General features: G+C 34.4%; 12 protein-coding genes. 5 read left to right on the top strand and 7 right to left on the bottom strand.

Going from position 1 to position 16016, the window contains the following annotated elements; genetic code table 11:
* Window positions 1-4 precede the first annotated feature (4 nt).
* Window positions 5-1159, bottom strand: coding sequence for a vWA domain-containing protein (locus SCB73_RS06040; RefSeq protein WP_320569189.1), 1155 nt, complete (start codon window positions 1157-1159; stop codon window positions 5-7).
* A gap of 243 nt (window positions 1160-1402) precedes the next feature.
* Window positions 1403-2365 (bottom strand): SIMPL domain-containing protein, encoded by a 963-nt coding sequence (locus tag SCB73_RS06035; RefSeq protein ID WP_320569188.1) that lies wholly within the window; start codon window positions 2363-2365, stop codon window positions 1403-1405.
* Between the two features lie 238 nt (window positions 2366-2603).
* On the opposite strand from SCB73_RS06035, the gene SCB73_RS06030 reads away from it, so the two are divergent.
* Together SCB73_RS06030 and SCB73_RS06025 are read left to right on the top strand one after the other, a co-directional pair.
* Window positions 2604-4334: a tetratricopeptide repeat-containing sensor histidine kinase gene (locus SCB73_RS06030; protein WP_320569187.1), complete on the top strand. Its 1731-nt coding sequence runs from the start codon at window positions 2604-2606 to the stop codon at window positions 4332-4334.
* Window positions 4331-5077 (top strand): LytR/AlgR family response regulator transcription factor, encoded by a 747-nt coding sequence (locus SCB73_RS06025; protein WP_320569186.1) that lies wholly within the window; start codon window positions 4331-4333, stop codon window positions 5075-5077. Before SCB73_RS06030 ends, SCB73_RS06025 begins: the two co-directional genes overlap by 4 nt.
* A 303-nt stretch (window positions 5078-5380) precedes the next feature.
* Here the strand turns inward: SCB73_RS06025 and SCB73_RS06020 are convergent, their stop codons facing one another.
* From SCB73_RS06020 to panC, 5 genes are all read right to left on the bottom strand, one after another.
* On the bottom strand, window positions 5381-7345 hold the full coding sequence (locus SCB73_RS06020) for a transglycosylase domain-containing protein (RefSeq protein WP_320569185.1): 1965 nt from the start codon (window positions 7343-7345) through the stop codon (window positions 5381-5383).
* 20 nt (window positions 7346-7365) lie between these two features.
* On the bottom strand, window positions 7366-8727 hold the full coding sequence (gene radA, locus SCB73_RS06015; protein ID WP_132987795.1) for a DNA repair protein RadA: 1362 nt from the start codon (window positions 8725-8727) through the stop codon (window positions 7366-7368).
* Window positions 8727-9881, bottom strand: a complete 1155-nt coding sequence (locus SCB73_RS06010) for an alpha/beta hydrolase (protein ID WP_320569184.1) — start codon at window positions 9879-9881, stop codon at window positions 8727-8729. The genes radA and SCB73_RS06010 overlap by 1 nt, the downstream gene beginning before the upstream one ends.
* Window positions 9882-10077: 196 nt before the next feature.
* The gene (gene panD / locus SCB73_RS06005; RefSeq protein ID WP_008465481.1) at window positions 10078-10428 is read right to left on the bottom strand and encodes an aspartate 1-decarboxylase; all 351 of its coding nucleotides are present in this window, start codon (window positions 10426-10428) and stop codon (window positions 10078-10080) included.
* 14 nt (window positions 10429-10442) lie between these two features.
* Entirely contained in the window at window positions 10443-11321 is an 879-nt protein-coding gene (panC, locus tag SCB73_RS06000) for a pantoate--beta-alanine ligase (RefSeq protein WP_320569183.1), read from the bottom strand.
* Between the two features lie 78 nt (window positions 11322-11399).
* On the opposite strand from panC, the gene SCB73_RS05995 reads away from it, so the two are divergent.
* The 3 genes from SCB73_RS05995 to glmS are packed head-to-tail and all read left to right on the top strand — an operon-like array spanning window position 11400 to window position 15782.
* On the top strand, window positions 11400-12206 hold the full coding sequence (locus tag SCB73_RS05995; RefSeq protein ID WP_132987792.1) for a glycogen/starch synthase: 807 nt from the start codon (window positions 11400-11402) through the stop codon (window positions 12204-12206).
* An 18-nt stretch (window positions 12207-12224) separates the two neighbouring features.
* On the top strand, window positions 12225-13922 hold the full coding sequence (locus SCB73_RS05990) for a DUF4270 domain-containing protein (RefSeq protein WP_320569182.1): 1698 nt from the start codon (window positions 12225-12227) through the stop codon (window positions 13920-13922).
* Between the two features lie 9 nt (window positions 13923-13931).
* Window positions 13932-15782: a glutamine--fructose-6-phosphate transaminase (isomerizing) gene (gene glmS / locus SCB73_RS05985; RefSeq protein ID WP_320569181.1), complete on the top strand. Its 1851-nt coding sequence runs from the start codon at window positions 13932-13934 to the stop codon at window positions 15780-15782.
* Window positions 15783-16016 lie beyond the last annotated feature (234 nt).

Genomic DNA, 16016 nt, shown 5'->3' with positions numbered 1-16016 from the left:
CAATTTATTTCTCAACAGTATACCCTTTTACTTTTGCAAAAGCTATTATAGATGAATTGATAGTATTGCCTAAATCATCTTGCTTTTTAGTTTTCTTAGATTCAGTATCAATATATTCCTGACGTTTTTTGGCCAAAACACTGATTTCTTTCTGAATGGTTTCTCTTTCTTTCGTTTTTTCGGTTACTATTTTCTGCAATTCTGCAGTCGATTTGTTTTGCAGTTCAGCTGGTAATTCTTCTTTTTTAACTTTAGAAATAGCGCTGGCATCGTCTTTTGCTTTGTCGACCAAATCCCAGCTGTCGTTTTTATAAACCGCTTTTGATTTGCTTACGGCACGGTCTGTATAATTGGCATTAGAAACCTTTTTAGCGTTTTGATCCTGCATCACCTGATTCATTTTTTTCTCGGCTCCTTTTGCACCATAATTGATATAGGTTTTGTTCATTTTTTCATCGCATTTGGCAATTTCATCATCATAAGGAGTGGCAATATATTCAACAGCTCTGTCTGAATCAATATTGAAATATTTCCCTTTTCCTCGGTCTGCACCGTCTTTCCAAAGAATGTTGATGCCTTCGGTTTTGTTGCCACAGAAAATAGTATTCACATAAATCCCATTTTTCAAAGCATTGCTGATGGATTCCTTGTAACTGATTTTTCCCTGATTGAATTCTTCGTTTCCTGCAATATAGATCAGTTTCATACTACTGTTTTCCGATGCCCATTTCAAATCTTTGGTTGCATCTTGTATAACAGCTCCGCAGTATTCACTTCCTCCGTTGGTTCTCAAAGCAAATAGTTTTTCGGAAATTAAATCCAAATCGGTTGAAAGTGGTGTTATTTGTCTGATGAAGTTTGATTTTGCAGAAAGTCCGTCGTTGCCATATTCATATAAAGCAATTTCGATATCAGGTGTTTTCCCTTCGTATTTTAAAGTGGTCAAAGTGTTCACGATATTCCATAATCTGGATTTTGCCTGATCAATTAAACCGTCCATACTGCTCGAAGTATCCAGCAAAAGGGCAACTTGTATTTTGGTGTTGGAAGCTGGTTTTTCGATTCCATTTTTCGGTTTCGGATTTGCATTAGAAGAATGACAGCCTGTAATAGAAAATGCAATTACAAATAGTGCGGAAATAAAAAGATTTGATTTCATGATTTTTAGTTTTACTGATGATTACAGATCAAACTTAGAAACAAAAAAGACCTATTTTTCGGACAAAGGGTAAAACGGGCTTTTGACTTGGTGAAATGATCTCAGCAACATAGATTTTGTAACTTAATATAGCCCACGGATGATGCGGATTAAACAGGTTTTCACTGATAATACTATAAAAAATCCGTTTTTATCCGTATCATCCGTGGGCCATTAACAAAAATGCAAATTACGTCCAACAGCTTAGTTTTGTTTTGTCATATTGATATTTAAAGTTTTTAAATCGCCATTTGGTGTAATCAGAATAAACTCTTTGTCTGCTTTTGCTGTTGTTTGTTTCTTTTCTCTGTTAATGACAATTTTTACTTCATATTGTACCTGAATAACAGGTTCTAAAACAGTAGGATTAAGGATAAAATCAAACTCTTTACCGAAAACAGGCTGATAATAAAGTGTAGTCAATTTGGTAGCTTGGTTAATATTTGAATTTCTTTTTAAGTTTAACGAAGAACTGTTGTAAGCTTCATAAGATCGGTACATTTCTACTGGTAAGTTTACAACAAAATCATCGGCTATTCTTTTTTCAGTGTTTGTAAAGGTTTCGCCAAGAAGAACTTCATAGTTTTTTATTTTTTCCTGAATCAGCAGTCTGGCTTTGGCCATCATTTCTTTTTTTATTGTTTCCAAAGCATTTGAAAAGTAATCCACTCGTACCAAATCGTAAATTTCATTATTGGATAAAATAGAAATAAACTCATTCAGCTGATTGGGATCGGAGAATTTGATGTGTATGTTTTTCTTTAATTCAAATCCAACCGGAACTTCATTATAGGTTTTTCGGCTGAAGACTTTTTTCTCGGTTTCGTATTCATAAACCGGAACAAACGAAATCATATCGACAAAAGTTTCAACGCCTTTTTTAAGTTTGATTTCGTTCAGCGCCTGTGTAATTCTTTGGTCAAGTAATTCGTTGACTTCTTTGGTTGTTTTGCCGGTTTGAGTGGTGCTGAAAATAGCGGTATAAGAATCTGCTTTAACATTGGCAAGTCCTTTTACGCTTGCGACAATTCCATCGTTAGAAGGAAAATTGATGTTAATCGTGTTTTGGGCATTATATTGATTTTGGTAATTCACATTTCCAGATGCCTGTGCGTTGATGAACTGAGAAAATAGAATGGTAAAAAAGGGTAAGAATAGTTTTTTCATGATTTTGATTTTTGATTCGGAAACAAATGTATTGCAGGAAAAAACGTATTTTTGGCAGAATGGGTCAACAGGGCGTTTGACTTGGTGAAAGATATAGGATAGGAATCTGAAATTAGGTTACTTTACATTTTCTAAATTACTTGTTGTGAAGCATAATGTGTTAATTGTTTTTAGTCTGTTTTTTGTAGTGTTGTTAGTTCCACAGCGAATAACAGCACAGGCTATTCCTAGCAAAAAAATGGAGAAAAGCAGTTCCAAAATCAGTAAAACAGCTGATGAATTATCCAAATCATTAGATGAAAATGATGAGTCGAAAATTGCTCAGAATTATGAAAGGCTGGCTAATGAATTTTTGAATAAAGGAGATAATGCTAAAGCAGAAGAATACTATAAAAGAGCGCTAAACAGTTATACCAAATTAAAACTGACAGAAGACAAAACCCGTGTTACCAGAAGTTTGGCAAAGGCACAGGAAAACCAAAGAAATTTCGGCTCGGCGATTAAAAACTATGAAAAAGCGGGCTCGTTGACAAAAGACGCAGTTGAAGAAAAAATCAATTTAAACGATGCCAACCGTTTAAAAAACCAGTCTAATCCGGCAAGTCAGACAGATTATGTGGATTCGAATATTGATTTGCTGAAAAAGGAAAACAAAAAAGGCGAAGTCAAAGAAGCTTACGTTCAGAAAGCGAAGAATTCACTTCAGTTAAATGATAAAAAAGTAGCGATTGAGAGTTACAACAAAGCCTTAGACTACACCAAAAACAAACCTGAAGAAGCTATAAAAATCAAAAACGAAATTGCCAAAGTTTATGTCGAAGACAATCAGTTTGATAAAGCGCTTTTGATAAGTGAAAAAATATTGGCAGAAGCCAGAAAAAATAAAGATTATACGACCGAAATAAAACAGCTTCAATCGCTTTCTTCTATTTATTTTGAAAAGAAAGAACCTGAGAAGGCGATTTCATCATTAAAAGAAGCCTATGATTTATCTTTTCAAAAAGGAAATTCGGCGGAAGCCAAAAAGAGTTTATCATCTTTGGTTAAATACTACAAAACAAAAGGTCAGGATAAAGAAAGTATGGCTTTATACGAACAGTTTTTTGAAAATTTCGATAAACTCATTCATTCTGATACAACTTTAATTGATGCGAAAACTTTTCAAATTACGGAAGAGAAAATCCGTCAGCTGGAAAAAGAGAAAACTTTGAAAGATGAGCTGATTTCAAAGAAAAACACTTTCAATTATTTTCTGATTGGTTCGGTTGGTTTGTTACTGCTTTTGTTTATGTTTATTGTAAAAGCGTTGTATTCCATTAAAATTAAGAATAAAGAAATCGCATTGCAGTCTTTGCGTCGTGAGATGAATCCGCATTTTATTTTTAATAGTTTGAATAGCGTCAATCAGTTTATTTCGGAAAACAAAGAATTGGAGGCGAATAAGTATTTGACGTCTTATTCGAATCTGATGCGGAACATGATGGAAAACTCGAATAAAGATTTTATTTCTTTGGATAAAGAAGTGGAACAGTTGAAGAAATATCTGGATTTAGAACATCTGCGTTTTGAAGATAAATTTGATTTCGAAATTACAGTTGATGATTCGCTAGATCCGGAAAGGGTTTTTGTTCCGAATATGATTTTACAGCCTCATCTCGAAAATGCCATTTGGCATGGATTACGTTATCTGGATAAAAAAGGATTTTTGTCTTTACGATTCGATGTCAAAAACGAAAAAATCATTGTAACGATTGAAGACAATGGAATTGGCTTAACCAAAAGCGGTGAACTCAAAACAAAAAACCAAAAAATATACGAATCCCGAGGTTTGAACAATACCAAAGAACGAATTGCGCTTTTGAACGAATTGTATAAAAAAGAAATTACATTTAGAATTGTAGAAAAAGAAGGATTGGAATCAGGAACAATGGTTCAGATTGTTTTTCCATTAATTGATAAAATAGGATGACGCTCCAAAAGATAAAAAGTGTAATTGTAGAAGACGAACTTGCTGCGCGAGAAGTGCTCAAAAATTATTTGAGTAAGTATTGTCCGCAGGTTGAGGTTATTGGTGAAGCGCAGAACATCAAAGAAGCTGTTCCGTTGCTTCATGAATTGAAACCACAATTGGTTTTTCTGGATGTCGAAATGCCTTTCGGAAATGCTTTTGATGTTTTGGAAGCTTGTAAAGATTTGCATTTTGAAACTATTTTTGTTACTGCATTTTCTGAATATTCGCTTCGAGCTTTGAATCAAAGCGCTGCGTATTATCTTTTAAAACCAATTAGTATTGAAGAACTGATTGTCGCGGTTAATAAAGTTCAGCATCAAATTATGAATCATGAAATCTTCAACAGAAATAAAATCATCGTTGAAAATTTTCATGAACAGAAACCCGAAAAACAACAAGTCATCCTGCCAACCCTCGAAGGTTTTGAAGTTGTAAAAATGGAAGAAATCGTACGCCTTCGCGGTAATGGAAATTTTACGGATTTACATCTCAACGACGGAAGCAAAAAAATGGTCTGCCGTTTCCTGAAACATTTTTCAGAGATTCTGCCGTTGCCTTTTATTCGGGTTCATAAATCGCATATCATCAATATCAATTGCGTGAAATCGTATAACAAAGGCGGAATCGTGACGCTTAATGATGGTGCTGAAATTGAAGTTTCGTCAACTTATAAAGAAGAGTTTTTGAAGAACTTTAAATAATGTTTTTTGCCAGGAAGACGCTAAGGCACGAAGTTTTTTTTAAAGCTTGTTGAATTTGCTCGCAAAGTCGCAGAGTCGCAAAGTTTTTTAATAGCCCCTAGCTTTAGCTAGGGGAATTGAAATTGATATCAAAAGGGCTTTAGCCAAACCTTAAAGTTTGGCTAAAGCCCTTTTCGTTGCGTTTATATTTTCATCCAGCTAAAGCTGGACGCTATTGAACTTAAAACTTTACGACTCTGCGAGATTATAACACCAAACTTAGAAAAAACCTTTGTGTCTTAGCGCCTTCGTGGCAAAACTCTCTTACAAATCAAATTCGTCATCTGTTGCTAGTGAGTCCAATTTAACTGCTGTAGAATCCGGAGCTTTGATTTTTATAAGCGAACGCGCATTTCCAGAAATATAAACCGGCAATTGCCCAATTGTATCTTCAGGAACTAATAAACCTCTGCGGAACATCAAGTTCTTTAAAAACTTCTGATTTTTTATTGCGTAATCTTTCAGATTTCCTTGATCGTTAAATTGATACATGAATTTTCGTGGCTTCGGAATAATGGTTGCCAAGTATAAACATTCATCAACATTTAAATCGGCTGGGCTTTTTTGGAAATAGAAATGACTTGCTTCGCCAATTCCGTAAACATTTGGTCCCCATTCGATGATGTTGAAATATACTTCCAACATTCTTTCTTTGCTAACAATTCGGTTGTTTTCTAAAATGTAAACTAATAGGATTTCTTCAAGCTTTCGCGAAAGCGTTTTTTCACGCGTTAAAAAGACATTTTTAATCAACTGCATGCTGATCGTACTAGCGCCTCGAGAAAATTTCTTGGTTCTAATATTCTTCAGAATGGATTGCTTGAAAGCTTCATTGATAAAACCGCGATGCGAGAAGAAAGAAGGATCTTCAGTTGTTAAAACACATTTTCTCAAATAAGGAGAAATTTGGTCTAAAGGTGTGTAATTTGGATTTCCTGTTCCAACCAAAACTGGTCGTTGCAATACATTCTGAATAATTGCGCGATAAACAAATTCTCCGTTTAGTTTGTTTAAATCGGCTTCGCCATATTTGGTGATTCGTAAATCTTCTTTGTTGAGTTTACTGTCAAAAACAAGCGTATTGGGTTTGTTTTTATTGAATTTGAAATCCAATTTATAATCAAAATTTCCGGTTGCTTCCATTCCTTGGAAATGCGTAAACAATCCATCTGGTAAGGAAACAATAAAATCTTGCGCTTTCATTTTCGGAATATCGACTTTCAATGTGTAAACGGTATCTTTTTCGGTGTTATACGAAATGTACGGTTTCACTTTTATTTTGTTCAACTGCATTGTCGAAGTACTGTCAATCGAAATAAAATCGTCACCCAATAAAAATCGATAGTCGAAACGCGCATTTTTGATCACTACATCCTTGCTGGCAATTTTTGGATGATTGATTTTTAAATTGGTAATCGAAGTAAAACCATCAATGTGAAGTTCGCCACCGCTTTTGTCAATTTTTTCGACATTTAATCGAATCGAATCAAAACTGGCTTTTAAGTTGTAGCGTTCATCAAGATACGGCACTTTGATCGCTCCTGTGTCTAAATTGAAAAATCGAATATCGGCCTTTTGATTTCTAGGATCAGCAAAGCCTTTTAAGTTCCATTTTTGATCAAAATCTTTGCTTACCACATGAATGTTGGTTTCGAGTTGTTTGTTGTCTAAAACCAGCTTATTGATTGCGATATTCGTTTTTTTGCCGTTGTCATCAATTTTGAATTGGAAGTTTTCCAGATTCATATCAGTCGGAACCAAATTCAAGAGTTTTGAAATGATTCGGTAAGCAAAAGCACCATATTTACGTTTTTCGCTTTTTTCAGAATCGTCACTGTTTCTTTTTAAGAAAGCATCAAAGTTTCTGATTTTTCCTTTTTTGACCAATTGAATGTAACCATTGTTCATTTTTAAAGTTCCAACTTGCACATCGCCAATTAGTAAATTGCTTAAACTGACACTAGTTTCAATATTTTGGATTTTAAGTAAAGTATCAGCATTTTTTGGAACTAAAACAATGTCTTTTAATTTGATAGTAGATAAGCCATCAAAGGAAGCCTCTTTTACAGAGAAATCGCTATTATAACTCACCGCCATTTTATGGGTAACTTTTGCAATAGCTTGTTTTAAAAGGGAATCGCGAAAATAATAAAGGGCAATGCAAAGCAAAACCAATAGTACTCCGAGTATTTTTAGGGCTTTAAATAGTTTTTGTTTTGGAAAATTCATAGTGGTATTTTTAGCAGAAATCAGCCAAAAAGAATACTTGCAACATCTTCGATTTTTGCTACAAGCTCAATTTTGATTCCTGTATTTTTTAAAGCAATTTTATTGTATTTTGAAACAAAGATCGTGTCGAAACCTAATTTTTCAGCTTCCTGAATACGCTGATCCACTCGGTTTACCGGACGAATTTCGCCAGAAAGTCCAACTTCGCCTGCAAAGCAGAATCCTTTTCCAACCGGAATATCTTCGTTCGAAGACAAAATCGCAGCAACAACGGCCAAATCAATTGCGGGATCATCAACAGAAATTCCGCCCGTGACATTTAGGAAAACGTCTTTTGCACCCAATCGGAATCCGGCTCTTTTTTCTAAAACGGCCAAAATCATGTTTAATCTTTTGGCGTTATATCCAGTTGTGCTTCTTTGTGGTGTTCCGTAAACAGCTGTGCTGACCAAAGACTGAATTTCGATCATCAGCGGGCGCATGCCTTCAAGTGTTGTGGCAATTGCGGTTCCAGATAATTCTTCGTCTTTGTGTGAAATCAATATTTCTGACGGATTGCTCACTTCTCGCAAACCGCTTCCAAGCATTTCATAAATGCCGAGTTCAGAGGTTGAACCAAAACGGTTTTTTAAGGAACGAAGAATTCGGTAAATATGATTTCTATCGCCTTCAAATTGAAGAACCGTGTCGACCATGTGTTCCAATATTTTTGGTCCGGCGATATTTCCGTCTTTGGTAATATGTCCGATTAAAATGACGGGAATATTAGTTTCTTTCGCAAATTTGATCAATTCGGCAGTAGTTTCTCTAATTTGAGAAATACTTCCTGCTGTCGATTCGATATAATCGGTATGTAACGTTTGAATCGAATCGATAATGACAATTTCTGGTTGAATTGCCTCAATTTGCTTGAAGATATTTTGCGTTTTTGTTTCCGTCAGAATGTAGCAGTTATCACTGTTTGGTGTAATTCTTTCGGCGCGCATTTTTATTTGTTTCTGACTTTCCTCGCCAGAAACATACAATGTTTTATATGGTAATTTTAATGAGATTTGAAGTAAAAGTGTGCTTTTTCCAATTCCTGGTTCACCACCCAAAAGCGTTAACGATCCCGGAACAATTCCGCCTCCAAGAACACGATTCAATTCGCCATCAGTAGTATCCATTCGGATTTCCTGTGCCGAATCGATTTCGGTTATTTTTAAAGGTCGTGGCGCTCTGTTTGTTGGAGTTGGTTCGCTTTTCCAAGCCACTTTTTCCTGCTTCTGAATAATTTCTTCAGCAATAGTATTCCATTCTTTGCAAGCGTTGCATTGTCCCTGCCATTTGGCATATTGAGTACCGCAATTTTGGCAAAAAAAGGAAGTTTTAACTTTTGACATTATTTAGTTTTTTTGGCAAGCGTATTCATTTCGTCAATTTTCTCATACATCAAATCTTTGTTCAAATCTCCAATTGGCTCCATTTGAGAAGCATTTTGATATTTTTTTGAAGCATGTTTTGGATCGCCCATTTTTTCGTACATCAAGCCTAATTCATATTCTCCCAACATGGCTTTTGGATAATTTACGTTTCCTATTTCAGCCATTTTTCCTAATTCATCATAAGCATTTTTCTTAAGGATAATGTTTTCAATTACCTTAAAATCATTCATTCTGACAGGAACCTGATAGCCTAAAATTTCAGACATCGTTGCGTATTTTTTTTCTAGATAATCAGCATAGCCTGTTTCGAGAACTGCAATTTTTTCATTGTATTCAGCAGAATTAATTGGCCTGTACGATTCAAAAATTTGATACAATGCATTCGGAATTGAATGCAAAACCTCGGTATAATGTGTAGCGCCTTTGAATACGTCGTATTTATAATTCACTAACGGATTATTTGCGATTTTAATATTGCTGTTTAATTTTTCAATCGGTTCTTTAATTCTTTTATTATCACCTTCTCCAGCAGAAAGATAATAGAAAATTGGTTTTTGGATTTTTGCAAATTTTTCTGCAATTCGAACTTCCATTTTTGGAGCAAGTTCTGGACTTAAACAAATATAGGCGTTAAAAATTGGTTCTTCTTTATATAAATAAAAATTAGCAAAACTTGCTGTTATGTCATGACCTGCAATGATTCTGAAAGGCGCTGTATGGTATTTTTTTTCAATATATGGAATTAATTCTGCACCTACGAATTCAAAAAACTTCGCACCTTTTTCAAATGGAAGACCTTCATTTTGATCGATTGTTGAATCGTCTTCACGCTCATCATTTTTATTTTGATGAATTCCAATAATAATCATTTCAGGAATGTCATCCCAATACGATCCGTAATTTACAGCTCCCAAAAACGGGTCAAATAAATAATCTCCATCAAAAAGATATAAAACTGGATATTTTCGATCTGATTTTTCATCATAAGAAGCAGGAAGTCCAATTGTTATTCTTCGTTCTTCACCTAGTTTTTCAGATTTAATATTATCGAATTTTTTCTGAGAAAAAACAGAAACAGAGATGAATACAAGCAGCAGGTAAACTTTTTTCATGATTTGTGGCATTTCAGTGAATAAAAAAGTATTGGAAATTGTATGGCAATATAATACTTTATTTGCTTTTTGTTATTTTGAGGCAAAAAAAAAGCAATGATTTCTTACGTTAAATTTTTAATTTAAGGCAAAAGAAAATCTGTTTGTGCAAAAAGGTTTTGACAAATAGAAAGTAAAAATAAGTTTGAAACTAGTTTTATGTTAACGAATTATCGTTTTCGTTAGGGAAAATAATCCACGGCTTGAAGGTTTTGGCTTCTTCAAAATCCAAAGTTGCATAAGAAATGATGATGATGATGTCATCTTTTTGAACCTTTCTTGCAGCAGGACCGTTTAGGGTGATTTCGCCTGAATTTTTTTCGCCTTTTATAGCGTACGTTTCAAAACGTTCGCCATTGTTGATGTTAACGATAGATACTTTTTCGCCTTCAATAATATTTGAAGCTTCCAGAAGTGTTTCATCAATAGTAATGCTGCCAATATAATTTAAATCGGCACCAGTAACTTTTACTCGATGAATTTTTGATTTTATAACTTGAATTTGCATGTTGCAAAGGTAATTTAATTTAATGAAATGGTGTCAATTAACCTTATAGAATTAACAAATACCGCTATAAACGCACGATATTTTTTGTCATTAATTTTATGATCAATTGGTAATAATGTAGATTCGTCAGCAATCACGAAATATTCAAGATCAAATCTTTCGTTGTCTTTGAAGGCATCTTCTACAAATTTGATGGTTTCTTCGGGAGTACCTTTTTGAAAAATTTCTTTAGCTTCGGTTAAAGTTTTGTAAATGATTGAAGCTTCTTTTCTTTCTTCTGCCGTTAAGCGTTCGTTGCGCGAACTCATTGCCAAAAGATTGTCTTCTCTAAAAATTGGACAGCCGACAATATTTACGGGCAGATTGTTTTTTTCGACCAATTTTTTGACGATTTGCAACTGCTGAAAATCTTTTTCTCCAAAATAAGCATTGGTTGGATTTACGATTTCAAAAAGACGTTTTACGATGGTTCCGACGCCGTTAAAATGTCCGGGTCTGAATTTTCCTTCCATCTGATTTTCTAAACCGTCGAAATCAAATGTTTGCGAAATGGTGTTTCCTTCATAAATATCTTCGACCGAAGGAGCGTATAAAATTATTTTATCACTTAATCCTCTCATTTTTTTTACGTCTTCTTCAAGAGTTCGAGGATATTTTTCTAAATCTTCTGGATTGTTGAACTGAGTTGGATTTACGAAAATACTTACAACGGTGTCGTCGTTTTCTTTAAGTGATCGCTGCATTAAAGCCAGATGCCCTTGGTGTAAAGCTCCCATGGTTGGTACAAATCCGATGGTTGAATTTGCGGTTTTGATAGTTTTTAAATAAGCTATCAAAGCTACTTTACCGTAAAAAATATGCATGGCAGTATTATTAAAATTTAGTGCAAACATAATATATTAGTTATAAACTGCATAAAATTTTGTAATTTTGCGACGTTTTTATTACCAAAAATTAAGTAAAATACTATTATGAAAGATAAGAGGATATTATATGTATCATCTGAAGTCGTGCCTTATTTGGCTGAAAATGAGGTTTCTTTAATGTCTTATGACGTTCCGAAAATGATTAATGATCAAGGAGGTCAGATAAGAATTTTCATGCCAAGATATGGAAATATCAACGAGAGAAGACATCAATTACACGAAGTGATCAGGCTTTCTGGAATGAATTTGGTAGTGAATGACTTAGATATGCCATTGATTATTAAAGTTGCTTCAATTCCAAAAGAAAGAATTCAGGTTTATTTTATTGATAATGATGAGTATTTTAAGCGTAAGGCAACTTTTGCTGACGAAGAAGGTGCGTTGTATCCTGACAATGATGAGCGTGCGATCTTTTTTGCCAAAGGAGTTGTTGAAACTGTTAAAAAATTGAATTGGGTCCCAGATATTATTCACGTTCATGGATGGTTGGCAGCAATGCTTCCTATTTATATGAAGCATTATTATAAAAATGAAGCTCTATTTTCCGAAACTAAAATTGTAACATCGGTTTACGGACAGTCTTTCGATGAGAATTTAGATATGGAAATGATCAACAAAGTTAAATTTGATGGTGTGCCTCATGAATCTGTTGCTGATTTGGAAGTTCCAAATTATGAGAATGTTTTAAAAGCAAGTATATTGCATTCAGATGCTGTTATTATTGCATCTGAAAATGTTTCCCCAAGTTTAACAAAATTTATAGAATCTTCAGGAAAACCTTTTTTACCTTTCACCCCGAAAGATGCGTTCGCTGAGGCGTATACAAATTTCTATAGAAAAATGGGTCTTTAATTAACTTTAAATTTAAACATGTATAATACTTCTTTTATTAAGAAAATTCTAGTGGCAGCTACGGTTGTTTTTTTATATTCCTGCGATAGAGATTTTAATGCGATTGGTGATGATATAATTGGAGATAATCACTTCGATTTGACACCAGAGAAATATGATGTTTTAGCTTATAATCAAGAAGTAACACCGGTTCAGTCAAACGGTTTGGCTACAAATGCCTTGGGTATTTATGATAATCCAGTTTTAGGGACAACAACTGGAAATTATGCAACTCAGGTAAGTTTGGCGGAATATGCTCCTACAATTGGTGAAGAACCAAAAATTGATAGTGTTTATTTGAGTGTTCCTTATTTTTATCATGTTGTGTCTACTGATGCTGCTGGAAAGCGTACATTTGAATTAGATTCTGTTTTCGGACCTGCAAATGGAAAATTAAATTTAAGCATTTACGAGTCAGGCGTTGCAATGCGTAGCAATTTTTATGATAACGGCACACAATTGCCACAATTGTATTATACAGATCAAAATACAACTTTTGACACCTATAAAATGGGTTCAAGATTAAATGATGCTAGCAGTAAAAAACAAAATTCCGAGTTTTTCTTTGATAATGCTGAAATAACAGATAAGACTGTTGATGCAAACGGAAAAGTTACTTTAACCAAAGTGACTCCAGAAATGCGATTGATGCTGAATAGCGATTTCTTTTTGAATAAGATTTTGAAAGCTCCTGCTGAAAAGTTGGCAAATCCAACTGTATTTCAAGATTGGTTTAGAGGATTGTATTTTAAAGTAGAAAGATCAGGAAGTAGTCCAGCGAATCTGGCTTTAATAGATTTTGCAAAATCAGGTAAAATTGTCATTAAATACAAAGCAAAAACAGCTATTACTACTGATGGAGATGCGACAGAAGACAAGAGCATCACTATTAATTTGACCGGTGCGACAGCAAGTCTTCAACAAGACGCAAAAAGTGCTAGTTATGCTAGCGCAATAAGTGAATCAAACATAAACAGGACACAGGGAGATCAAAGCCTTTACATTAAAGGAGGCCAGGGATCTACTACTATAATCGAACTTTTTGGTAAAACAGATGCGATAGGTTATAATAAAAGTGGTGTTTTAGTCAATAAGCCTAATGGTGTTCCGGATGTTTTGGATGAAATGAGGCATGATTTTAGGTTTAAAAACTGGAGGATCAATGAGGTGAATTTAGTCTTTAATATCGATGCGGATAAAATGGCAGTTAAAGATGCAAACGGGCTTCAGGCAGAAGAACCGAAAAGGGTTTATCTTTATGATATGACAAATAATGTTCCTCTAATAGATTATTCTGATGGAACTACTGGTGCGTTAGCAAACAATCCGAAAGCTACAAAATATATTTTTGGAGGTATTCTTAATATTGATGCCAATACTAAAAGAGGAAATTACTATAAGGTGAGAATTACAAATCATGTTCGAAATCTTATAAAAGATACCACGGCAGTTAATGTAAAATTAGGATTGGCTGTAACAGAAGATATTGGTGTAATCACTTCTAACAAATTGAAAAATAAAATAGCAATACCAGGAACTAACCCAGTTGAATATTTTACAGATGCGCCTAGAGGTTCAGTTATGGGTCCGTTAGGGACTATATTATTTGGCGGAAATTCAAATGTTCCGGAAGATAAAAGACTGAAACTTGAAGTTTACTACACGAAACCAAATTAATAAATATATATGTGTGGAATTGTTGGATATATTGGCCATAGAGAGGCGTATCCTATTGTTATCAAAGGATTAAAACGACTCGAATACAGAGGCTATGACAGTGCCGGTGTTATGTTATTTGACAGCGAATCTGGAGTAAAACTTTGTAAAACAAAAGGTAAGGTTTCGGATCTTGAAGCTAAGGCACAAGAAAACTTGAAAACAAACGGAACGATTGGTATTGGGCATACACGCTGGGCAACCCACGGAGTGCCAAATGATGTGAATTCGCATCCGCATCTTTCTAATTCTGGGGAATTAGTTATTATTCACAACGGAATTATTGAGAATTATGCACCGCTTAAAGAGGAATTAATCAAGAGAGGTTATACTTTTAAATCGGATACAGACACGGAGGTTTTAGTAAACTTAATTGAAGAAGTTCAGAAAAAAGAAAATATTAAATTAGGAAAAGCAGTTCAGATTGCTTTGAATCAAGTTGTAGGAGCTTATGCAATTGCGGTTTTTGATAAAAAAAATCCTGATGAAATTGTTGCAGCAAGACTAGGAAGCCCATTGGCAATTGGTGTTGGTGATGGCGAATATTTTGTTGCTTCTGATGCTTCACCTTTTATTGAATATACTTCAAATGCAATTTATCTTGAAGATGGTGAAATGGCAAATATTAGATTGCACAAGCCTCTTAAAGTTAGAAAAATAAAAGATGACTCATTAGTTGATCCTTATATTCAAGAACTTCAAATGAACTTGGAGCAGATTGAAAAAGGTGGTTATGATCATTTCATGCTGAAAGAAATCTACGAACAGCCCAGCGTAATTAAAGATACTTACCGAGGAAGACTCCATGCAAATGAAGGAATTGTTCAAATGGCGGGTGTTGAAGATAATCTTGAGAAATTCTTAAACGCAAAAAGAATTCTGATTGTAGCATGCGGAACTTCATGGCACGCAGGTTTAGTAGCAGAATACATTTTTGAAGAGTTTACCCGTATTCCAGTTGAAGTGGAATATGCTTCTGAATTTAGATATAGAAATCCAATTATAAACAAAGATGACGTTGTGATTGCAATTTCTCAATCAGGAGAAACGGCAGATACAATGGCGGCGATCAAATTAGCAAAAGAAAATGGAGCTTTTGTTTTTGGAGTTTGTAATGTTGTAGGTTCTTCTATTTCAAGAGAAAGCCATGCAGGTGCCTATACACATGCTGGGCCAGAAATTGGAGTGGCTTCAACTAAAGCTTTTACTACTCAAATCACAGTTTTAACTATGATTGCGTTGAAATTAGGAAAAGCAAAAGGAACTTTGACAAACAGCGATTTCCATGCTTACTTGCAAGAGTTAGAAATAATTCCTGAAAAGGTAGCTGAGGCTTTAGAAACAAATGATAAAGCAAAAGAAATTGCTGCGGCTTTTAAAGATTCGCCAAACTGTCTTTATTTAGGTCGTGGATATAACTTCCCAGTTGCACTTGAAGGTGCTCTTAAGTTAAAAGAGATTTCATACATACATGCTGAAGGTTATCCTGCAGCCGAAATGAAACACGGCCCGATTGCTTTGATTGATGAGCATATGCCGGTTATTGTAATTGCTCCTAGTCAAGGTCATTATGATAAAATTGTAAGTAACATCCAGGAGATTAAATCTCGAAGTGGTAAAATTATTGCCGTTGTTACAAAAGGTGATACTCAAGTTCGTGAATTGGCTGATTATGTTATTGAAATTCCAGCAACTTCAGATGCATTATCACCACTTATTACGACAATTCCATTGCAATTGCTTTCGTATTATATTGCAGTTATGAGAGGTTGTAACGTAGATCAACCGCGTAACTTAGCAAAATCAGTTACAGTAGAATAATATTTTACGACATATAAATGTTAAAAAAGCGAGATCTAGGTCTCGCTTTTTTTGTGGTCGTTTGTTAAAATTAAGATAAAATTTGTAGGAATATAATTATTTTATATGTTTGTAAGAAATGTATTAAATTTTATAAGCCATGCAAAAATATCTACTCCTTATTTTTCTTCATTGTTGTTTTTTCTCCATAGCTCAAACTAAGCTCAACTTCAGCTACGATCAGGCGGGAAATCA

This window comes from Flavobacterium sp. KACC 22761, assembly GCF_034058155.1.
GTDB lineage: Bacteria > Bacteroidota > Bacteroidia > Flavobacteriales > Flavobacteriaceae > Flavobacterium.
This window is presented reverse-complemented; position numbering and strand designations above follow the sequence as displayed.